Origin of the sequence: Algiphilus aromaticivorans DG1253 (assembly GCF_000733765.1) — a bacterium.
Classification (GTDB): Bacteria; Pseudomonadota; Gammaproteobacteria; order Nevskiales; family Nevskiaceae; genus Algiphilus; species Algiphilus aromaticivorans.
Genome location: NZ_JPOG01000001.1, coordinates 1749069 through 1770588 on the forward strand (window position 1 = coordinate 1749069; position 21520 = coordinate 1770588).

The window sequence follows — 21520 nt, forward strand, 5'->3', positions numbered from 1 at the left end:
CAGCGCGCGCATCGACGACATCCAATGAGTAATCAGGGTCGCTCCCGCCGATAGAACCCCGTGCGTCCGCTCAGGAGCAGTTCGTCCCCGACCACCAGCGCGTCGGACATCGGTTCGCCCGTCGGGGAATCCACGCGCTCGATCTTCGCGTCGTCCAGTTCGGCCGACACGATCGTGCCGTCGACGCCCACCATCAGGAAACGGCCATCCTCCAAGCGCGTCCCGCCGAACAGGCTTTCCCCTACGGGACTGTCGTAGAGCTTCCAGCCGAGCTGCTCGAGCTTTTCGGGATCGGTAACGGACTCGTCAATGAAGGGGTCGTAGGACATCGGATCGTCACGCGTCTCCAAAGCGCCCACGTCCCGGGCAAGGAAGACACGCCCTTCGAGACCAAAGAACACCGCACCGTTCTCGCCGGCCGGCATGGCGCCGAAATAGGAACCGATGTAGGGCGGATCGATCATCGCCCAGCTTTCGCCCTCGTCATCCGAGCGCGCCATGAAGCCGCGCTCGCCGGCAATGACCAGGCTGCCATCATTCAGTTCAGCGAGATCGTAGAGATTGAAACCGGTGTCCAGCACCTCGTCCTCGACCTCCTGCCAAGTCTCACCACCGTCGTCGGTAAGCAGCATGCGGCCGTTGGCGCCAGCCACCAGGCCACGCTCGGGACTGAAGAAGAGCGCGTCGTAGAAAGGCTTGCCCCACTCGGAATCGAAGTGCTTCAGCTCCCAGGTCCGGCCCCCGTCATCGGTGGTCAACACGCTGCCGTCGTGGCCGACGGCCCAGCCGTGCTGCTCGTCGACGAAACCGACCCGTGTGAGCATGGCGCGCACCGGCGAAGGCATCTGCTGCCAGCTCTCGCCGTCGTCTTCGGAAACCAGGATGTGCCCCCGCTCGCCAACGGCCACGATGCGACCATCGACCGCAACCATGTCGTTGACGATCGCCCGATCGGCGAGCGGCATCATCTCGGCCGCCTGCGGCTGTCGCGGCGCCTGTTCCGCACCTTCATCCTGGGCCGGGCTCAGCGACGCGAACGCCGTCAGGAGGACCGCCGTTGCCGCATTGCGCAGTGTCTTGACTGTCATTCTCAGTTCCTCCCCTGGCTGCTATCGGGCGCGTTCTCGGCATCGCCGGCCCCCGCCATCAGGTCCTGGCCCGCGTGCTTGCGCTCCTCGTGCGCGAGAAAACGCGCCAGCGCCGGCAACACGAGGATGGCGCCGAACATATTCGCGGTGAACATGTAGACGAGCATGATTCCCATGTCGGCCTGAAACTGCAGCTTGGAGAACAACCAGGTGCTCACGCCCAGACCGAGAGCGATGCCGGTAAAGACCACCGCCTTGCCGGTCTTGCGCAGCGTCTGGTAGTAGGCCTCCTCCATCGACAGCCCGCGCCGGATACCGTCAGCGAACTGCGAATAGATGTAGATCCCGTAGTCGACGCCGATACCTACGGCCAGCGCGATGACCGGCAGGGTGGCTACCTTCATGCCGATACCCAGCCATGCCATCACACCGTAGGCAGAAATCGATACCAGCGACAGCGGGATCGCCACGCAGAGCACGCCGGAGATTGTCCGGAAGGACAACCACAGGAAGGCGAGCACCACGACGTAGACCCACAACACGATCTCGATTTCCTTGGACTCGACCACCTCGTTGGTGGCGGCCATGACGCCGACGTTGCCCGAGGCCAACTGGAAGTCGATGCGATCGGTCCCCTGTTCTTCGGCTTTGTATTCCTTGACGGCATTCACCACCGTCTTGATCGAGGTGGCGTCGTGATCGCGCGTGAACAGGAAGATGTTCAGCGCGCTGCAGTCCGTGTTGAGCATGCCGGAGGTTGTCGGCACCAATGCCGTCGCCTGCGCCAGCGCGTAACGGTTGCGCGGCACTACATGCGCGTTGAGCCGGCCCTCGGACAGACCTGCATAGGCAAGCTTGGAGAGATCCATCAAGGTCATCGTCTCGCGCACTTCCGGCAGGTTCTTCATGTGCCAGGCGAAGCGGTCGACCTCCGACATCAACTCGTAGTCGATGCAGGCGTCGGCCTCGGTTTCGGCAATGATGTTGAGCTGATCGAGGCCAAGACCGAAGTTGTTTCCGATGAAGCGCGCGTCCTGGTTGAAGCGCGAATCCGGACGCAGCTCGGGCACGCCCTCGCCGACCGTTCCGATCTGCAGCGCGGGGTACATCCAGAGCGACCAGCCCAGGACCAGCAAGCCAACGAAGAGCGTCGCAAGCGCCGCCGGCGTGCGGGTGAAGTGCTTCGCAATGAAGCGCCAGACGGCATCGCCGTAGGCGTTGCGCTGCTCCTGCTTGCGCTGGAAGGCCTGCGGGTCGCGGATCGGGGTGACCGTAAGCAGGATCGGCATCAGCGCCTTGTTGGTGACGATGATGGCGGCAATACCGAAAGCCGCATTCAGCGACATCTCGCGGATGACGTCGATGTTGATCAGATAGATCGTCAGGAAGCCGGCGGTATCCGTAATCAGCGCGATCGTGCCGGGAATCGCCAGGCGCCGGAAAGTGGCCAGCGAGGCGCGATAACTGGATAAGCCGGAGGCCACCTCCGCCGCCCAGCCATTGACGTACTGGACACCGTGCGACACCGATACCGCCAACACCAGGAAGGGCACGAGGATGGCGAAGGGGTCCAGCCCGAAACCGACCGTGTGCAGCAGCCCCATCTCCCAGACCACGGCCGCAACCGAGCAGACCAGCGGCAGCATGCCGAGCAGGAAGGAACCGACATAGAACCAGAGCAGCAAGCCAGTCATCACCAGCGTAATGGCGAAGAAGGCCACCACCTCGGTCGAGGCGTCGGTCATGTCATCGACGATCTTTGCGAAGCCAATGATGTGAACCGTGGTGTTCTCGTCCTCGAACTGGGCGCGAATAGCTTCCAGCCGCTCACCGACCTCGGTGTAATCAACCGACTCGCCGGTGACGGGGTCAAAATCCAGCAGCTCGCTGACGACCATGGCTGAGCGCTGATCGTCGGAAACCAGCCGGCCCACCACATTCGCCTTGGACACATTGGAGCGCAGCTGCTCCATCATCTCGGGCGTCGGCTCGTAATCGGCCGGCACCACGGTCGAGCCCGAAAGCCCGGTCGGCTGAACCTCGACGTAGAGAATGTTGGGCGTGAACAAGGAACTCACGCGCTCACGCTGTACGCCAGGGATGAAGAAGACTTCATCGGTCAGCTTGCGAAGCTTCTCCATGAACTCTGGCTGGTAGATATCTCCCTCCTTGTTGCGGAGGGCGACGAGAACACGGTTGGCGCCACCGAACTCGTCGTAGTGCTCCAGGAAGGTCTCCATGTACTGGTGCTCCTGGGGCACCATCTTCAGCCAGCCGGCGTTGGGCTCCAGCTTGGAGGCCTGCCAGCCCAGTACGGCCGTAATCGCCAGCAGCACCGCCAGCGTGACCCACCGCCACTGGAAGATCGCCGGCTCGACGATCCTGAGAATGCGTTGCGTGACGCTCATGGACTCCCCCTGTCAGCGGGCACGGCGGCCCTGCGCTTGATTGCCATCGACGGCGCCGGGCTCGCTCACCCCTCTCCCAGGGGCGAGCGCTGACGCGCATCGGTCAAGAAAAGCGCACGGCCACCGCGGCGGCCGTGCGTGTTCTGCAGTAGTGCGGAGACCTCGGTCTTAACGACCCCGGGCGCGACGCTTCAGCGCCGAAGGCCCGAAGAAGCCATCGCGATATTCGATCTTCCAGTCGGTGATCTTGCCCTCGTTTGACATGGCGGTTACGAAGTAGCGGCCGCTCTTGAGGTCGTAGATCGTCTCGGGCGCAGTGGTTGCCGTGGGCACGAAGGGCGCGGTGATGACGTGGCCTTCCTGGAAGCGCCAGAGCTCGCCACGCTGGTCGTAGTTGTCGACCGCGACGATGCCCCAGGAATCCTCGTCCACATAGAAGCGACGCTTGCCAAACTGATGGCGCGTGCCATCGCGCAGTGTCGCCTCGACCACCCAGACACGGTGCAGCTCATAGCGCGCCATGCCTTGATTGGTGTGCCCCTTGCCGACGATATCCTTGTACTCCGCCACCGGGTTGTTCATGAGATAGGAGTTGTAGGGGATGTACATCTCCTTCTTGCCGAGCAGCTTCCAGGTGTAACGGTCGAGAGCGCCGTTGAACATGTTCACCTGATCGTTGAACTGCAGGCCGTCCGAGCCGATCGAGGGGTTGTCGTAGCCCACGTCCGGCGCACGGTTCACACGGCCGAGACCCGGGTTGAAGATCCAGGCGTTGCGGCCCGAGGTGTCCTTGCCGAAGACCTCGTGCACCAGCGTGAACTGGCCGGCCACGCGTGGCGGGGCAATCGTCTCTTGCAGGAAGTAGGCGATGATCTCGTTGTTGCGATCCTCGCCCTTGGCCAGATTGGCGTACTCGAAGCTGACATCCTCGATGACCTGCGTAATCTCGTGGCCACCGTCGGCGTCCACTACAGCCTGGTCGTTGTAGCGCCGCGCGGTGGAGCCTCGGAACTTCAGCTTGTGGTTCCAGATAACCTCGGCCCCACTCTGCGGGATCGGGAAGGGGAAACCCAACTTGTGCCCGGAGATGGCGTCGGTGCCTTCCAGGGTGGCGCGCGTGGCGTTGGCCTGGGTGGCTGCGTAAATCTCATCGGGATAGAACACAGAGCGGACCGTCGGGTAGACGATCATCTCGTAGCTGTCATAAAGCTCGAAGAGCTTCTTGTGCCCCTCGGTCAGCTTGTCAGCGTGCTCCTTGTAATTGTCCGCGGTGATCGTGAACTTCGGCTCCAGGTTATCGACACCGATCTGCGTGACAAGATTGTTCAGATCCGGCTCCATCTCCGCGGCCTTGCGGAGATCCTCCATGCTCGTCAGCAGGTTCAGGTCCGGATTCTCTTCGGCGAAATCGACAATCTTCTGCCGGATCTCTTCCAGGCTCTCCGGCGTCAGGTTCATCTGTTCATCGTTGAAGGCATCCTTGCCGACCAGCGGCGGGATCGTCCCCTCCTCGTTGCCGTCGGGGTTTGCGCCGACGCGCGTCAACTCACTGCCGAGTTTCTTGGCCTCCTCGGCGCTGACTTTGGCCTGTGCGGCGGGCAATACAAGAAAAGCTGCCACTGCCAGCGCGGCAGGACGAACGAAGAAGCGGTTTCGCATGAGGGTCTCCGAGGTTCGGCCGCCGATTCTGGTGTCGGCGGCGCACATAAAGTTTGGTGATGTTACTCACTATTCGATTAAACACGATCCGTCGGTCAGGCTGCAACCACCATCTCATGACGACATCTTGCCATGAAGGCATGTCATCTTGTCTGCGGTTGTTACTTCGCATAGCATTGCGCGCCGAACGCCGCATCGCCGCGGCAAGAACTTATTAGAGGGGGCAAAGCGATGACCGTAGCTCGATTCGGGTGGCAGTTCGTGGCAGGCACCGGCTTGTGCGCGATAGCGGCCATGCCGGCGCAGGCGATGAACTTCACCCTGGGTGATGCGCGAGTCGCCTTGAATAGTCGGGCGCTGCTCGGCGGCGCCGTGCGTCTTTCCGATCGCGCACCCGAGACCATCGGCAAGCTCAACCTCAATCCCGACCTCTGTCCGGACGACTGCATCTCCTTCACCGGCGCGCAGGAGCCCAACCAGCGTCTCGTGGACGCGCCGGGCGCATTTCTCGGCAGCATCTACGACGACGGCAACCTGCACTACGACCAGTGGGACTTGGTCAGCGCCCAGGCACGGCTGGAAAGCAGCCTCAACGTGCAGTGGGGGGAAGCGATTTTCCAGGTGTCCGGCCTTGCCTTCTTCGACGAGATCAACAACAACTTCACCGAAACCAACCCCGACACGGCCTTTCAGCCGGCGCATGTGCCGCGCAACGAGCGCATCACGCGCCAGATTGGCACCAACGCCGACTTGCTCGAAGCCTTCGTCTCTTACCCTTTCCAGATCGGCGACATCTACGCTGAGATCTCGGTCGGCGAGCAGCGCATACGCTGGGGCGAGTCAACCTTCGTCGCGCTCGGCAGCCTGGACCAGCTCAACCCACCCGACGAGAACCGGCTGAACTTTCCAGGCTCGGAGATCGCCAGCGTCTTCCGCCCCACCGGACTGGCGGTGATCTCGGCCGATCTCACCACTCGGCTCAGCGCCGAGCTGGTCTACCAGTACCGTTGGGAAGCCGCCCGCCCGGCAGCGGCGGGCAGTTTCTACTCCGTCAACGACGTCGCCGGCGGCGGTAATTCGGCAGTGGTTGGCATCGGGCAGTTCTCCGAGGATCCGAACTTCGTCGGCGGTTTCAAGGGCCCACTGCCACGGCTGATATCCAGCTCACCGCTGAACGTACCGGTCGACGAACGCATGGGCGAGCCGGATGACCAGGGGCAGTTCGGCGGTCGCGTCACCTACTACGCACCGGACTTCAACGGCGGAACCGAAATCGGCTTCTATGCCCTGAACTACCACAGCCGCCTGCCCTATCTGAGCACCTTCGCCGCGGATCGCTCCTGTCTGCGCGACGCCACACTGGGTGGCCTGCCCAGCGTCGGTGATTTCGAGCTGATCAACGGCATCGTCAGCGGTATCGGCGATCTCATTCCCGGAATCACGCTCGACGACCTCAGCCTGGAAGCCGCCGGTGCTCTGCTCGCCTGCGGCGGCGGCAACGGTTCCAGCCCCGCGGGTCGGGCGCTTGCCGCCGCCATCCCGGGCGAGAATCGGGAAACACTGCCGATCGGCACGCTCCGCCCCTTCCTCGACTACCCGGAGGACATCCACATGTTCGGGGTGGCCTTCAACACGCAGTTCGGCGCCTGGTCCTTCGCTGGCGAGTACGTCTTCCAGCCCAACTTTCCATTGCAGGTGTCCAACGTCGACGTGATCTTTGCGGGCCTGCAACCGGCGCTACCGGCCAACGACCAGAACCTGCTCGTTGCCAATGTGCCTGGCGCACGCAACGCGATCCCGGATTTCCTGCAGACCCGCTATCGCGGTGAGGAAGTTACCGCAGGACAACGCATCCGCGGCTACGAGCGCGAGAAGCAGCACCAGCTCGATCTCACCGGCATTCGCATCTTCTCGGGCAGCAACTGGGTGGGCGCTGACCAGATCATCCTGCTCGCCGAGCTCGGCATGACCTACATCCAGGACATGCCCGGTTTGAATGAGCTGCAATTCGAAGGCGGCGGGCCGAACTGCACGCACTTCAGCCCCGGCGCCGACGGCACCGGCGCCGAAGAGCCGGACTCGCGGCGCCTGAACCCGACACAGTCCACCGACTGCTTCGCCGACGATTTCTCCACTGGCTACCGCCTCTTCATCCGCCCGCGCTACAACGACCTCGCCTTCGGATGGAGCTTCGAGCCCATCATCGGCGTCTTTCACGATTTCTACGGCACCTCGCCCTCGCCCGCCCAGAACTTCGTGGAGGACGAGATCGAGGTGCTGCTGGGCACCGACATCGAGTTCGCCCAGGGAATCCGTGCCCAGGTGCTCTACCAGGGTTTCTACGGCAGCGGCGACCGCGTCAGCCTGAAGCAGGACCGCGATAACCTCAGCTTCTCGATCGAGTACAACTTCTAACCGTCGTTCGGATGGGGCGCTCAGCCGTTGCGCGCCTCCCGAAGCGGATTGAGCACATAGGTTGCGACCGGTTCACGCAGCCCCTTGACGTAGCGCCGCAACGGGCGGCCGGTCGCCGTTTCCCCGGCCAGCTCCAGCGTGCGCGCATCGACACGCACCTCGCCGTCGCGCGCCCGATCGCAGAGCCGTGAGGCGAGGTTTACGGCCGGCCCGACAGCGACATACTCGAAGCGCGCACGCTGACCGACAATGCCCACCGCCACTTCGCCGGTAGCGACACCAACGCCCAGCCCCAGCGAGCTGCTGTAGCGCTGCACGACGGGGCGTGTGTGCGTCTGCAGACGACGCGCCAACTGCAGCGCACGCTCGGCGTGATCGGCCATCGCAACCGGCGCACCGAGCACGATGAGCACGCCGTCTCCGGCCAGATCCTTGATCGTACCGCCGTGGCGTTCCGAGGTCATCCCTACTGATGCATAGAAATCGCGCAGCAGTCGCAGCACGGTCTCAGGTGGCACGCCGTGCGCATAACTGGTGAAACCGCGGATGTCGGCCGAAACCACTGTCACCTGGATACGATGCCGGCGCATGGCGTGCCGCAGGCCGCGTGTGCGCACCATCTCGGCAACCTGCGGGGCCATGAAGCGCGCCATGAACTGTGCGCGCGCACCCTGAATCATGAAATAACGCAGTGCGCCCAGGATGAAAACGACTTCCGCCAATGCCACAGTCACGGGCGCCCAGTCCAGCGGAACAATGAATGCCAGGCCGAGCAGCGGCATGACCACCAGCATCGAGATGATGCGCCCCGCCTCGGCCTTGTCCGGCCGCCGCCGCAGCATGCTGATGGAGGCAACAAAGATCAGCCCGAAGCCGATCATGGGCAGCGTCGCGAACAACCAGAACATCGGCGAACCCAGCCCGCCGAACTCCAACGCACCAATGAGATGCTGCATGCGCTGCTCGGGAAACAGCGCAGCCAGCACCGCGTAGGCAAGAACTGCCAACTCGGCAAAACGTGACGGGCCAAGACGGCGTGGTGCTGGGGTTTCGGCATCCCCGATCGTCCGCCCCACCCGAATGCCCCATTCCACACCGCAGGCAAAGGCAAGTGCTTCGAGGAAGCCAGCGAAACGCGCCCGGAAAGGCAAGTCGTCCACCGACAACACCAGCAAGTGCGCATTGAATGCGATGGCGGCGCCGGCAACGATCAGCGCAAAGGCCATCCAGCGGCTGGACGGCGTGCGCCAATCCGACACCAGAAAGACCACACCCAAACCGACCGCGATGATGGCGGCGACGAAAAGGCCGCTGTTAGCGGCGGCCATGGTTGCGAGGAAGTTCTCCATCCGCGCTAGAAGACCGTCATCCGGTCCGCCTGAAGGATCTCGATCCAGTAGCCGTCGGGGTCACGAATGAAGGCGATGTTACGCATCATCCCGTCCTCCGGGCGCTTGACGAAAGACACACCCTCCTCGTCGAAAGCAACCACTGCGCGCTCCAGGTCGGGCACCGAAATGCAGATATGCCCGAAGCCCTGCGGCTGCGCATTGCCATCGTGGTAAGCGAAATCAGGGTCGTTCTCGGTGCCCCAGTTGTGCGTCAGCTCCAGCACCCCGCGCTGGCTGAACAGCCAATTCGCGCGCTCGGGGCCCTCCGGAGGTGCCTGCTCCGCAAGCTGGGCGTCGACAAGGAAGAAAAGCGTGAACTCGCCCTGCTCGATATCGAGGCGATGCATCAGCTTCATCCCCATCACCCGCTCGTAGAAATCCAGCGACACATCCGGATCCTTGACCCGAAGCATGCTGTGGTTGAAGACGTAACGCTGCGCAGACATCCATTCCTCATTGGCGTGGGCACAGCCGCAGAGTATGCCTGCGGGGCGAGGCGGAGAGCGGCGGCGTCCGGGCTTCGTCCTCTTAGCAGAGCTACAATTGCGGGCTTGGAGAGGTGGCAGAGTGGTCGATTGCAGCGGTCTTGAAAACCGCCGTGCCCGCGAGGGCACCGAGGGTTCGAATCCCTCCCTCTCCGCCACATTGCTGAACAAACACCATGCAGAGCGGTTCCCGATCTGCTTCTCCAGCGTGGGCCGCTACCAAACTCGCTGCCCGGCGGCCCATCTGGACCGGTAGCTTCCGAAGGGGGACACGCTGGCCGCCAACGCACTCGAGCCGCAGCACCGGAAGGAGCTGGCCCGTGGGCAACAGGGCATCGTTTCGCAAATTATATGACTGCTGCGTAATCGTCAGGGGCGCCCTTTTGGCCTCGATGAAGTCAGCGCCCAGCTCCAGATATCGCGCAGTATCCTGAACCGCAAACTCAAAGATGTTGGCAGTAGTTTCCACGAGTTACGAGCTGACGTTTTAGCCCAGGGAGCGAAGCAGCCTGCTGAGCGATCCGTGGATATCCCCAGAAAAGATCGCGACCCGACTGGGCTATACCAATCCGTCCAACTTCACCCGATCTTTTCGCCGATGGACGGGCATGGCACCCAGCGCCTGGCGCAAAAGCCCCAAGCACTGAATCACCACCCTCATCCCTGCTTACCCTTGCCCCGCCTGGCAAACATCGCCGCCGCCGCAGGCACCCCGAAAACAACCACGAGAAAGGGCAGTTCCTGCCACACCGTATATCCGGCTTGGCGCACGCCAACCCACAGATTGATCAGCGCAACCACCATCCAGAGCGCCAGAAAGCTTGCGACGGCCCTACTCCGCGCGATTCCAAAGGCACCGCTCAGCAGCAGAAACAGCACGAGCGCCCCAAGTCCACATGCCACCATGATCAATGTGTGCATATCGCCTGATCTCCTGAAAGTGATTGCCTAACGGGGCGCCCCGAAAATGAGGCGCCCCACAGGCTGTCATCGGGTCGTATAGCCACCATTGGCAAAGATGGTCTGGCCGGTGATCCACCAGCCATCGGTCGCCAGAAAGCGGACGATCGGCTCGATATCTTCGATCTTCGTCAGCTCTCCATTCAGCGATTGCGACTTAGTCGGCCCTGAACAATCCGCAACCCATTGACCAGGCGCGAGAAATCAGAGATTTCTGCTTTCCGAAATCGCCAGCAACGGCGATAATGGGCCTCGAAACCTTGCAAAACTTGGACGCCTGCTGATGCGCCACAAGCCTGCGGCCTGCGAAGGCCCCGAAGGACGAAGCGACGATCTGTTTCGGGCGCGGCTCGATCAGATGATCGGGAATGAGCACCCGCTGGTGAAGCTGGCCGAGAAGATGCCGTGGGAGGCCATCGCCGAGCGGCTCTCCGGCGTGCTGCCACCGGAGCCGGCCGGTGCGGGCCGCCCGGCGCTGCCCATGCGCCTGGTTGTCGGCCTGCTGTATCTCAAGCACGCCTACAACCTGTCCGACGAACAGGTCTGTGCCCGCTGGCTGGAGAATCCCTACTGGCAGCACTTCTGCGGCGAGGTCTACTTTCAGACCACCTTGCCCTGCGACCCCTCCTCATTGACCCGCTTCCGCCAGCGCCTCGGCGAAGCCGGTGTCGAAGAGCTGCTGGCCCAGACCATCGAAGCCGCCAAGGCCATGAAGGCCATCCGGCCTCGGGATCTGGAACGCGTGGTCATCGACAGCACCGTGCAGGAGAAGGCCGTGGCTTATCCCACCGACAGCCGCCTGCTGGAGATTGCCCGAGGCAAGCTCGTCCAAGCCGCCCAGGCAGAAGGCATCGGCCTGCGGCAAAGCTACGCCCGCATCGGCCCCAGCCTGCGCCGCCGCGCCGGCGGCTACGCGCATGCCAAGCAGTACAAGCGCCTGCGGCGCGTGTTGGGCAAGCAGCGCACCCTCGTTGGCCGGCTGATCCGCGATATCCAGCGCAAGGCCACCACCGAGCAACAGCAGAAGCTCGCCACCCTGCTGACGCGCGCCGAGCGCATCCGCAGCCAGCAGAAGAAAGACAAGCACAAGCTCTACGCCCTGCACGCCCCGGAAGTCGAGTGCATTGGCAAGGGCAAGGCCCGCCAGCCCTACGAGTTCGGCGTCAAGGCCGGCATCGCCATCACCGCGAAGCAAGGCCTCATCGTCGGCGCCCGCAGCTTCCCCGGCAATCCCTATGACGGCGACACCCTGGCCGAGCATCTGGAACAGACCGAAATCCTCACCGGCATCCCACCAACCACCGCCATCGTCGACCTCGGCTATCGCGGTCGCCAACCTGAAGGCGTCGCCGTCATCCATCGCGGCAAGCCCAAGACCCTGACACCCAGCCAGAAACGCCTGCTCAAACGCCGACAGGCCGTAGAACCCACCATCGGGCACCTCAAGGAAGAGAACCGCATGCGACGCTGCCACCTCAAGGGCGCGCTCGGCGATGCCATGAACCCGGTGCTGGCCGCTGCCGGCTACAACCTACGGTGGCTGATGCGCTGGATCATCGCTTTTTGGGCCCAAATCCTGGCCGCGTTACTGCCGCTCACCCTGCCGAACCGCACGGCTATGACGCCGGACGCGGCCTCATGAGGGAATCTTCAGGGACGACGACTTATGGTAAGCCACACGTTCTGGGGTTTCCTGACCGTAGAAGAAGGGCGTATCCATCGGCCCCGGCCCGATCGCCGTCACCGAGATACCCCGCGACGCGAATTCCTTGGCCGCAGCGCGCGTGAAGTCCTCCACCGGTGCTTTGCCGCCAGCATAGGTCGAGTAGCCGTCGGTGAATGCAGCCAGCAAGGAGGTGACGATAGTGATGATCTTGCCGTCGTCGTTAACATGCTTGCCCGCCTCCCTGATGAAGAAGTAGGCGGCTTTAGCGTTGATGTCGAACATCGCGTCATATTCGTCTTCGCTGGTGTCGACGATAGCTTTGCGCAGCACTTTGCCCACCGTATTGACCGCGATATCGATTCCGCCGAACCGACTCTTCGCTTCCTTGAAAAGCGCAACGACGTTGGCGGGGTGCGTGAGGTCGCCTTGCATCATGAAGGCTTCGCTACCCACGTTCTGGATCGCCGCCACCGTGTCCTCGGCGTCCGCTTGAGCACTCTCGCTGTGATAGTGCACAACAACCTTCGCCCCGCGCTCGCCCATTCGGCGGCTGATGAGGCTGCCGAGATTCTTGGCGCCGGCGGCAACGAGCACCACTTTGCCTTCGAGGGCCTGCCTATCCATATCCACTTCTCCTTGATTGGTTGCCTTCAGTCTTGCCTCGCCGCCCTATTTCGGACGACAGCAGATGGCACTTTGATTGTTTCTTTAAACTGGATAAACAAGCGTAATTTGACATCACTGTTCTAAATTAACGAACAATATGGTCATGGATCGTCTGCTGAACCTCGAAATCTTCGTACGTGTGGCGGAAAGCCGAAGCTTTACACGCGCTGCCGACCAACTCGAGTTGCCCCGGTCGACCGTTTCCGCCGCCGTGAAACAGCTGGAGGCGAGGCTGGGCACCCCGTTGCTCAATCGAACCACGCGACGGGTCAACCTGACGCATGACGGCAGCACCTACTACGAGCGGGCGCTGCGTTTGCTGGCCGACTTCGACGAGGCCGAAACGATGTTTCGGCGCGCAGGTAGCCCACCGGCAGGCAAGGTTCGGGCCGATCTTCCGGGCCGGGTGGCTCGGCTCATATTGGCCCCCGCATTGCCGGATTTTCACAGGCAGCACCCCGAGATCGAGCTTGAGCTCGGCGTCACCGACCGCCCCATCGACTTGGTCGAAGAAGGCGTCGACTGCGCCATCCGGGTGGGCGAGTTGGCGGAATCCGGCCTGGTCGCGCGCCGGCTCGGCGAGCTGAATCAAATCAATTGCGCCAGTCCGGACTATCTGGCTCGCCATGGCACGCCGGAGAGACTCGCAGATCTGCAGGAGCATCTGGCTGTCCACTACGCCTCTCCGCTGTCCGGAAGAGTGGAAGACTGGGAGTTCATCGACCAAGGGCGTAGCATCGCCATCCGGTTGCGCAGCGTGGTCACGGTCAACAATGCCGAGGCCTACATCGCCTGCTGCTTGGCCGGCCTCGGCATGATCCAGGTTCCTGCGTACGATGTGCAGACCGAGATCCGAGACGGACTACTGACTGAGGTGCTCCCGCAGCATCGCCCCGAGCGTCTGCCGATCTCCGTTCTCTACCCACATCGACGGCATCGCGCCGCGCAGGTAGAGGCTTTTGTAGCCTGGGCGAGCGCACTCTTTGCCGCCCGCATGGGGCTCGAATAGTCCTCGCAAGTGCGGCCACACCCCCTCCCGCCGGCGCTACCAAAACCCTGGAGGCAAGTCTGACCAGCGACTGCAAGAGGGTGTCGGCAGCTACCGGCAGGGGCGGCCGCATTCCGGTGACCAGATTCATGCAATGCGGCTGACAGGCGAGGACGCGCCCCAGCCCCAGCCCCATCTCGCTCAGCGCAGTCGTGTACGACCCGCACCTCCAGGACGAGGATGGACCGCGCTTCGAACATTCCGAGCCCGAGTACTTCGATCGCTTCTGCCTCGCTCGGTATACAGAGGCCATCCTCTCGGATGGGCCGAGGATCGACAGGCAGGTCAATCGGTTGACCACCTTGGTTGGAGTCCCGCCGGTATCCACAGCGTTCAGCGCAGCCGGATGCGTGCATACTTAACTGCTGCACTAACTGCAGCAAGCACGAAAAAAGGCCTGCACCGGTGGGTCGCAGGCCTTTGATTTCATTTGGTGCCGGCGGAGAGAATCGAACTCCCGACCCACGCATTACGAATGAGCGTGTAGCGCCTCTCAGACCCTAACCAATAATCACCGTAGCCGCCTGTTTTCCAGTAGTTTTTTACTGCGTTTGCGCAACATTGCTGATCGGCGTATAACTCTGCGTAACAGCCATTTTGTTACGCAATTCGTTACGCAATCGGACCAGCGCATGCCCACTATCAAGATGTCGCGCGCCAAACTGGAAGCGCTCACGGCAAAGCCACCAGAAAAGCGGACCGACTACTTCGACGCCGGATACACCGGGCTCTGCCTCACGGTCGGCAGGCGCGCGGCGACCTGGTACTACTTCCGGCGCGTCGACGGCAAGCTCAACCGGCTGCGCATCGGCCCCTGGCCGCAGGTGGGCATAAAGGAAGCACGAAGCCACGCGGACGAACTCGAGCAAGCAATCGAGGCCGGCCAACACCCGAAAGCAGTACAGGCCCGCCAGAAGGCAGAGAAGACCGAATCGCGCGATATCGACCACGACCGTCTTGTCGAGCGTGCTGCAGAGAACTGGCGGAAGCTGCACTTCCCTGCCCTGGGCACGTCTTCGCGCAACGACTACGGCAAGCAGCTCGACGCCTTTGTCGAGCGATTCGAGGGGCGCGATATCGCCTCGATTACGCGAGGCGAAATCATCCGGCACCTCGATAGCGTGCAAAGCCGCAGCGCGGCACAGGCGAATCGAGCGGCCGTGGTGATGCGCCAGCTCTTCCGCTACGCCGTCGATCGACTCGACTTGCCCGCGAATCCAGCCGCCGACATCCGGAATCCCTCGCGAATGGTTCGACGCAAGCGGACGCTTTCCCGTGACGAGATCCGCGTGCTCTGGCGCGCGTGCGAGCTTGCAGGCTATCCGCACGGCCACGCCCTGCGGTTCGCGCTCTGCACCGGCCAGCGCATCGGAGAGATCGGGATGATGCGCTGGGCCGACATTCAGGGCGACTACTGGGCGAACAAGGAAAACAAGACCGGCCAGCGCATCGACATCTATCTCGCGCCGCACGCTCAGAAGATCATCAAGGATTGCCCCCGTATCGGCGAACACGTCTTTACCACGGGCGTGGAATCTCGCCTGACGAAGAAGACCACGGGCCTGCGCAGCGATATCTGGGGCGGCGATAGAGGGGCGATGAAGCGCTACATCCTGCCGCGAATCCCGGAAACCGCCACCGAGCTCGAGCTGCCCGCCATAACGGAAGCCTTCACCCCTCACGACTTGCGGCGCAGTGTTCGCACGGGGCTGACGGGTTGGGCTGGCGTCGCGCCGGATACTGCCGAGCGCGTCCTGAATCACGCCATCGGTGGCCTGCGTGCGGTGTACGACCATGCCGACTATCGGCCTCACGTCGCCGACGCCCTTATCCGATGGGATGCAGAACTCGACAGGATTCTCAGCGGCGACGCCGCGAAAGTTCTCAGTTTCTCGGCGTATGCCGAAACCGCAGCCGGCGCGGACGGCCGGTAAAAGCGGGCCGCAGGCGTGATAGAGCACGCCGCCGGCCCTAACCTTCAAAGTGAGGATGCACCATGAAAGCTGACCACAATGCTACCGCCAGCGACGCAACGCCGGCACTGCCAGCCAATCCGTTCGCAGAGGATTCTGCCGAAGACACGATCAACAAGTGCGCCAGCGTCACCGAGTTTCTTTCCGACGCCATACCGTCTATCGGCTTCAGCGGCACGGAATTGAGCGATTCAAGCAGCCACGGTGTGGCCTGGATTCTCAATGGCGTTACGGATGCGCTACGCCATGCTGAGAGCACTATGGCGGCCGCGCGGAAGGCGGAACAATGAACTGCAAAACGGGACGCTGTGATGCCTGAGTCGACACCACGGAAACGGCTTGGCCGGTTTGCGCGCGCCGTCGAGAAGTCACTCAATCGAGAAAAGGCTGAGCGAGAAGACCCCCGCCTTCTACTCGAGCGCGCGGAGCAGAAGCTGCAGGAAATCCGTGATGAACTAGAGTCGCGACAAAGCTACAAGTTCGAAAAGTTCGAGCCTGGAGGATGGGCCGACCGAAGCGCCTGGGACTATCTCGACGCCGCGAAGGCGGCAGTGGAACGGGGCGACATGCACGCCGCGGCCGTCGAGACTTTCTTTCTCGGTCAAGCCATAGCTCGACTCGAGGCGCCGATCGTGGACAACGTCAAGCAGCGCAGTCGGCCCGCGGGGAAGAGAGGCAAGTCCAAGCCGATCACGCAGCTGCTGCAGAGACTCTGCGCAATGGGCTATCAGGACCTGGAGCAGATGCTCGAAGCCCTAGAAGGTGATGCCGCACAGGACGCGGCAGAGCAGGAATACGACCCGATACCGGTGCTAATCCAAGAGGTCGCACGCGAAGAGCGGCGTGTGTACTACCTGAGCAGAGGCGCAGAAAACAGCATGTCTTTCAAGACTTTGGGCGACCACATAAGGAAATCCAGCAAAACCCACTCCGGTTAGCCGGTAAACCGGAAAAGCCGGTTTCTAGTCTGGCCTCACGTTCTAATGCGTGAGGCAGAGATGGAACAAAAGACGTCGCTAGTCCCCCAGCCCGAGCTTCGGCGCCGCTTCGGCGGCATCTCGGACATGACCGTCTGGCGTTGGCGGAAGGATGGCTTCCTTCCCCCGCCCACCGTAATCAGGCGCCGCAACTACTGGCCGGAGAACGTCGTGCAGAAGCTCCTGCAGGGCGAGCCCGCTGGTGAATGCAGCCAAGGCAAGGCGGCCTGAAATGATCGCGCTCACAGTGGCTCACGAAGAGGAGCGACGGGCACGCGAGAACCTGCGCGACGCCCTGCGTTCGACCGTCCCCGACCCTGGCCGCGCCGCTGCTGTGATGGCGGCAGCCGACTCGTGGCGTCGGGCATCGCTGCGCGCTGCTGAGCAGCGACGGGAGGAAGAGCGATGCCACAAATGAAAAGCGCCGCCCCCGACGGCCATCGGGAAAGCGGCGCGCAAAGCTCTCACACCCTGAAGTCTACCAGCGCCGAGCCACCGATCAACAGGGTGCTGAACCGCTGCGAGGGCGTGCGCAAGACGCCGAGCGGATGGGTGGCTCTCTGCACCGCTCACGAAGACAAACGCCCTTCCCTGGCAATCGCCGAGGGCGACAACGGCATGGTGCTGCTGCACTGCTATGCGGGCTGCGAGCTGGACAGCATCGTCGCCGGCATGGGCCTAGAGGTCGGCGACCTGTTCCCCGACCGAGCGCAGCCGCTCAACCGCTCCCAACGCGCTGAGCTACGCCAGCGCCAGCGCCTTACTCAGCTCACGGCCGTGCTGCCAGTGCTGCAGTTCGAGGCACTGGTGATCCTGTGCGGTGCTCAGGACATCGCCGAAGGCAAGGCGTTGTCCGAAGCCGACCGGGCGCGATTCGCGGCAGCCGTGGGGCGTATCGGCCACGCCAAGGAGGTGCTGTGCAATGGCTGACACCGCACTCTCGACAATCGAAGCCCGAGCCGCGCAACTCCATGAGGCCGAAAATAAGGGCGCCTTCCGCCTGGTGCGCGCCTGCGACATGGAGTTCAAGGCGCCGAGCTGGCTGGTGCGGGGCGTGCTCGAGTCGGACAGCACGGCCCTGGTATTCGGCGATCCCGCGGCCGGCAAGAGCCTGCTCGCCCTGGAGATCGGCGCCTCGCTGTCCGTCGGCTGCGCCTTCCACGGCCATGAGGTCAAGCAGTCGCCCGTCATCTACATCGCGGGCGAAGGCGGCAACGGCCTGCGCCGACGCACGCGCGCGTGGGAGATAGCCCGAGGGCACAGCCTGGAAGGCGCTCCCCTCTTCATGTCCACGAAGGCCACCGCACTGACGGACATGGAGGAAGCCGAGGCGGTGGTGACAGAGGTGGATGCAGTAGCGCGCGAGCACGGCAGCCCCGGCCTGGTGGTGGTGGACACCGTAGCCCGCAACTTCGGAGCCGGTGACGAGAACTCCACGCAGGACATGGGCGCCTTCATCGCAGCCGCCGACCGAATCCGCGCGCGCTATGCCTGCACCGTGCTGCTGGTGCATCACACGGGGCACGGCGACAAGTCGCGAGCCCGAGGTGCGATGGCCTTGAAGGGCGCACTGGATGCCGAGTATCGGCTCGAAAAGGATGACGACGGCACCGTGCGCATGACAGCGACCAAGATGAAGGACGCCGCCGAGCCCGAGCCCCTCGCCTTCCGTATTGCGGAGGTGGAGCTGGATCTGGTGGACGATCGAGGCGAGCCCGTCACCAGTGCGGTGCTCGACAGGATCGACTTCTGCAGGCCGGCAACACAACGGCGCGGCAAGTGGCAATGCCTCGCACTCGAGAAGCTGCGTGCCTTAGGAGGTACAGGTGAAGAGGTCTCGCTGGATACCTGGCGACGTGCATGTCTCGACGACGGCATGCCCCGTCAGAGGTGGCACGAGGTACGCGACTCCCTCACCCCTTTCGACGTGTCGATCAAGGACGGCTTGGCATGCCTCGCGGCCTGACCGTCCGGCGTCCGTCCGTCCGGTCCCCTAGGGAGACCGGACCGGACGGACACCTTAATCGGACGCATCCGGACAGAACCGGACGCCAAACCGGACACAAACCGGACGCACCCCAGGGGGGCTTCGAAAGTCGAGAGCGCCTCTCCCCAGGACCGACGCCCCATCTCTTTATTCACACCGTCACTTGGAGATTCCCGATATGGCGAACCCACGCAAGCCTAGAGCCCTGAAAGCGGTGGCCGGCACCGACAGACCCGACCGCGAGCGGCCGGAACTGGAGCTACCACCGGCTGACGGCATTCCCGAGCCGCCCGACTTCCTCGACGTACAGGGGGCGCAAGAGTTCACCCGCGTCGCGAACCTGCTGCACGGGGCCGGCGTCCTGGCAGCGGCGGACAACGCCATCCTCGCGGCCTACGCGGGCGCATGGGCGGGCCTGGTGCGTCGCTGGAGCAGTGGCGTCCACCCCACCGCGGCCGACCTGAATGCCTTCCGCGCTCTGGCCGGCGAGCTGGGCCTCTCCCCTGCTGCCCGCGCCCGCATCCCGAGCGATGGCGGCAAGAAGAACCCGAGCAACCCCTTTTCCAAGAACGGGAAGAAGCCCCATGACTAAGACCATTCTCCCCATGCTGCGCGAAATGCCCGTCGAGCGCCAGCTCGCTCTGCTGGACAAGACGGTCTGCGCTCAGGCCGAAGCCCTGCAGGCGGTTGAAGCGGCCTTCAACGCCATCGCGGAGGCCGTCGCCAACAACGACCTCGAGCGCATACAGCGCGTGCTGCACGAAATCAACGCGACTGTGACCTCGCACCTCGGCGAAGCGCCGAGCCTTCAGTGAGGCTTGCGCGCAATGGTGGTTTTCTATACAGTACTACCTGAGACACCACGGCCACCCCGGCGACCGTTCGATGCGGAAGACCGGACTCGGCGGCCAGCGTTGGACGCGCTCGGTGCTATCAGGACCGGCCTTGGCCGGAAGCCTCACCTGGAGTGCGTCCAATGACCGACCAGACTTTCGAATACAAGCGCGTCGATATCAGCACCACGGGGCTGAAGTTCGACGACAAGACCCGCACCTTCAGCGGTTACGCCTCAGTCTTCGGCGGTGTCGATTCCTACGGCGATTCCATCGTCCGCGGCGCCTACGCCAAGACCCTCGCCTCGCGCGAGCGCCCTGTCCGCATGCGCTGGGACCACCGCGGCCCGGTAATCGGTCGCTGGACGTCGATGAAGGAGGATGCGAGCGGCCTCTACGTCGAGGGCGAGCTCACCCCCGGCCATTCGGTAGCGGAAGACGTCTACGCCAGCATGAAGCACGGCAGCGTCGACGGCCTCTCCATCGGCTACCGCGTGCGCGACTTCGAGCAACGGGAAGGCGTCCGCTATCTGAAGGATATCGAGCTAGTCGAGGTGTCGGTCGTGGAAGAACCGGCCGACCTCGGCGCGCGCGTGGGCGAGGTCAAGCACACCCCAGACATCAACAGCCCGAGCGACGTGGAGCGCGCCCTGAAAGGCGCCGGCCTCACCCGCTCCCAGGCCAAGCGGCTCATGGCAGGCGGATTCAAGGCGCTCCGCGAGAGCGACGAAGAGTTCGAGATCGCCGAGTCGCTGGCCTTACTCACCAACGCATTGAGGAATTGATCATGGATCTGAACAAGCAAGTCGGCGAAACCGTCGAGGCCGTCAAGGGCTTCAAGCACCGCATCGACACCATCGAGGAAGACGTTGGCGGCCTGTCCGAGCGCCTGAAGGGCATCGAGCAGCATTCCGCCGACGGCTTCAAGGGCGTCTCTCCGAGCGGCGGCGGCTCCAACTTCGCCGATCAGGTGCGCCAGTCGGAGGGCTTCAAGGCTTTCGTGGAGGGCAACTCGCGCCACGCCAAGATGACGCTCTCCGGCAGCCTGCTGGCGAAGAACACCATCCTCGGCGAAGGGGGCTCGCCCCAGAACCCCGATGCCACGCTGGTGGACCCGACCCGACGCGCCGGCATCGTCGCGGGCGCCTTCCGGCAACTTCGCATCCGCGACGTGCTCAACGTCCTACCGACCGCCTCGAATCAGATCGAGTACAGCCGGGAGGCGTCCTGGACGAACAATGCGGCCGGCACGGCCGAAGGCGAGACCAAGCCCGAATCCGATCTGACCTTCGAGCTTAAGGACGCGCCCGTCCGCACCATCGCGCACTGGATCAAGGTCTCCAAGCAGGTGCTCTCGGATCAGGCCGCGCTGGCGCAGCTCATCGACCGACGGATGCGCCACGGGGTGCAGCTCGCTGAAGAGGTGCAGATCCTCACGGGCAACGGGACCGGCCAGAACCTCTCGGGCCTGCTCAACGCCGGCAACTTCACAAGCGTCACGCCGCAGACTGGCGACACCAAGCTCGACACCCTGCGCCGCGCCATCACCACCCTGCAGCGCAATGACTGGATGGCCTCGGCGATGGTGCTGCACCCAGACGATTGGGAAGCCATCGAGCTGCTGAAGGACACCCAGGACCGCTATCTCTTCGCGAGCCCGCAGCAGGCCGCGATGCCGCAGCTCTGGGGCCTGCCTGTGGTCGCCACGAATAGCGTGACGCAGGGCAGCTTCATCGTTGCCGACTTCCCGGCCGCCTGCACGCTCTGGGACCGGCAGCAGCCGGTGGTCGAGCTGTTCGAGCAGGATGACGACGACGTGCAGCGCAACCTGGTGACGATCCGGGCGGAAGAGCGCATCGCCTTCACGGTCGAGCGTCCGGCCGCGGTGGCTGTCGGCGACTTCGCCTGATCGTTGGGGAGGCGGCTTTGCCGCCGCCTCCCCTACTGGCCGTCACATCCTCTCA

The 21520-nt window shown here is 63.4% G+C and carries 21 protein-coding genes, 1 tRNA gene and 1 pseudogene; 15 read left to right on the forward strand and 8 right to left on the reverse strand.

Going from position 1 to position 21520, the window contains the following annotated elements:
- Nucleotides 1–32: 32 nt before the first annotated feature.
- The 3 genes from U743_RS08105 to U743_RS08115 all read right to left on the reverse strand — a co-directional run bounded on the left by U743_RS08105 (nt 33) and on the right by U743_RS08115 (nt 5155).
- The gene (locus U743_RS08105) at nt 33–1088 is read right to left on the reverse strand and encodes a WD40/YVTN/BNR-like repeat-containing protein (RefSeq protein WP_052367730.1); all 1056 of its coding nucleotides are present in this window, start codon (nt 1086–1088) and stop codon (nt 33–35) included.
- 2 nt (nt 1089–1090) lie between these two features.
- A complete protein-coding gene (locus tag U743_RS08110) occupies nt 1091–3496 on the reverse strand; it encodes an efflux RND transporter permease subunit (protein WP_052367732.1) in 2406 nt (801 codons plus the stop codon).
- Nucleotides 3497–3664: 168 nt separating this feature from the next.
- On the reverse strand, nt 3665–5155 hold the full coding sequence (locus U743_RS08115) for a DUF1329 domain-containing protein (protein ID WP_043767184.1): 1491 nt from the start codon (nt 5153–5155) through the stop codon (nt 3665–3667).
- Between the two features lie 231 nt (nt 5156–5386).
- Between U743_RS08115 and U743_RS08120 the strand changes: the two genes are divergently transcribed.
- Nucleotides 5387–7570, forward strand: a complete 2184-nt coding sequence (locus tag U743_RS08120; RefSeq protein WP_084191441.1) for a DUF1302 domain-containing protein — start codon at nt 5387–5389, stop codon at nt 7568–7570.
- A 20-nt stretch (nt 7571–7590) separates the two neighbouring features.
- Here U743_RS08120 and U743_RS08125 read toward each other — a convergent pair whose 3' ends face one another.
- Complete coding sequence (locus U743_RS08125; protein ID WP_198021981.1) at nt 7591–8898, reverse strand: adenylate/guanylate cyclase domain-containing protein; 1308 nt, start codon at nt 8896–8898, stop codon at nt 7591–7593.
- A 26-nt stretch (nt 8899–8924) separates the two neighbouring features.
- On the reverse strand, nt 8925–9407 hold the full coding sequence (gloA, locus tag U743_RS08130; protein ID WP_043767191.1) for a lactoylglutathione lyase: 483 nt from the start codon (nt 9405–9407) through the stop codon (nt 8925–8927).
- A gap of 107 nt (nt 9408–9514) precedes the next feature.
- Between gloA and U743_RS08135 the strand changes: the two genes are divergently transcribed.
- Both U743_RS08135 and U743_RS19755 read left to right on the forward strand, forming a co-directional pair.
- Nucleotides 9515–9604, forward strand: a tRNA-Ser gene (locus U743_RS08135).
- 354 nt (nt 9605–9958) lie between these two features.
- Complete coding sequence (locus U743_RS19755) at nt 9959–10093, forward strand: helix-turn-helix domain-containing protein (RefSeq protein WP_408607397.1); 135 nt, start codon at nt 9959–9961, stop codon at nt 10091–10093.
- 10 nt (nt 10094–10103) lie between these two features.
- Here the strand turns inward: U743_RS19755 and U743_RS08140 are convergent, their stop codons facing one another.
- Together U743_RS08140 and U743_RS19065 are read right to left on the reverse strand one after the other, a co-directional pair.
- A complete protein-coding gene (locus U743_RS08140) occupies nt 10104–10367 on the reverse strand; it encodes a hypothetical protein (RefSeq protein WP_043767192.1) in 264 nt (87 codons plus the stop codon).
- Nucleotides 10368–10433: 66 nt separating this feature from the next.
- Nucleotides 10434–10565 (reverse strand): annotated as a pseudogene (locus tag U743_RS19065) (SDR family oxidoreductase); the annotation flags it as partial.
- Nucleotides 10566–10689: 124 nt separating this feature from the next.
- Between U743_RS19065 and U743_RS08145 the strand changes: the two are divergent.
- Complete coding sequence (locus tag U743_RS08145; protein WP_052367386.1) at nt 10690–12048, forward strand: IS5 family transposase; 1359 nt, start codon at nt 10690–10692, stop codon at nt 12046–12048.
- On the opposite strand, the gene U743_RS08150 is transcribed toward U743_RS08145, so the two are convergent.
- Entirely contained in the window at nt 12043–12696 is a 654-nt protein-coding gene (locus tag U743_RS08150; RefSeq protein ID WP_084191442.1) for an SDR family oxidoreductase, read from the reverse strand. The two genes, U743_RS08145 and U743_RS08150, sit on opposite strands and share 6 nt — an antisense overlap.
- A gap of 145 nt (nt 12697–12841) precedes the next feature.
- On the opposite strand from U743_RS08150, the gene U743_RS08155 reads away from it, so the two are divergent.
- From U743_RS08155 to U743_RS08210, 11 genes are all read left to right on the forward strand, one after another.
- Nucleotides 12842–13747: a LysR family transcriptional regulator gene (locus U743_RS08155; protein WP_043771691.1), complete on the forward strand. Its 906-nt coding sequence runs from the start codon at nt 12842–12844 to the stop codon at nt 13745–13747.
- Nucleotides 13748–14418: 671 nt separating this feature from the next.
- Nucleotides 14419–15720 (forward strand): tyrosine-type recombinase/integrase, encoded by a 1302-nt coding sequence (locus tag U743_RS08165; protein WP_043767196.1) that lies wholly within the window; start codon nt 14419–14421, stop codon nt 15718–15720.
- Between the two features lie 62 nt (nt 15721–15782).
- A complete protein-coding gene (locus U743_RS08170) occupies nt 15783–16049 on the forward strand; it encodes a hypothetical protein (RefSeq protein WP_043767198.1) in 267 nt (88 codons plus the stop codon).
- A gap of 21 nt (nt 16050–16070) precedes the next feature.
- Complete coding sequence (locus tag U743_RS08175; RefSeq protein ID WP_043767201.1) at nt 16071–16697, forward strand: hypothetical protein; 627 nt, start codon at nt 16071–16073, stop codon at nt 16695–16697.
- Nucleotides 16698–16757: 60 nt separating this feature from the next.
- Entirely contained in the window at nt 16758–16967 is a 210-nt protein-coding gene (locus tag U743_RS19070) for a helix-turn-helix transcriptional regulator (protein ID WP_198021982.1), read from the forward strand.
- Nucleotides 16968–17150: 183 nt separating this feature from the next.
- Nucleotides 17151–17666 carry a hypothetical protein gene (locus tag U743_RS08185; RefSeq protein ID WP_052367734.1) on the forward strand — a complete coding sequence of 172 codons (516 nt, stop codon included), beginning with the start codon at nt 17151–17153 and terminating at the stop codon, nt 17664–17666.
- Nucleotides 17659–18702, forward strand: a complete 1044-nt coding sequence (locus U743_RS08190; RefSeq protein ID WP_084191443.1) for an AAA family ATPase — start codon at nt 17659–17661, stop codon at nt 18700–18702. The genes U743_RS08185 and U743_RS08190 overlap by 8 nt, the downstream gene beginning before the upstream one ends.
- 199 nt (nt 18703–18901) lie before the next feature.
- Nucleotides 18902–19315, forward strand: coding sequence for a hypothetical protein (locus tag U743_RS08195; protein ID WP_156966375.1), 414 nt, complete (start codon nt 18902–18904; stop codon nt 19313–19315).
- A complete protein-coding gene (locus U743_RS08200) occupies nt 19308–19538 on the forward strand; it encodes a hypothetical protein (protein ID WP_156966376.1) in 231 nt (76 codons plus the stop codon). The genes U743_RS08195 and U743_RS08200 overlap by 8 nt, the downstream gene beginning before the upstream one ends.
- Before the next feature lie 161 nt (nt 19539–19699).
- Nucleotides 19700–20341, forward strand: a complete 642-nt coding sequence (locus U743_RS08205) for an HK97 family phage prohead protease (RefSeq protein WP_043767209.1) — start codon at nt 19700–19702, stop codon at nt 20339–20341.
- Nucleotides 20342–20343: 2 nt separating this feature from the next.
- Nucleotides 20344–21465 carry a phage major capsid protein gene (locus tag U743_RS08210; protein WP_052367736.1) on the forward strand — a complete coding sequence of 374 codons (1122 nt, stop codon included), beginning with the start codon at nt 20344–20346 and terminating at the stop codon, nt 21463–21465.
- Nucleotides 21466–21520 lie beyond the last annotated feature (55 nt).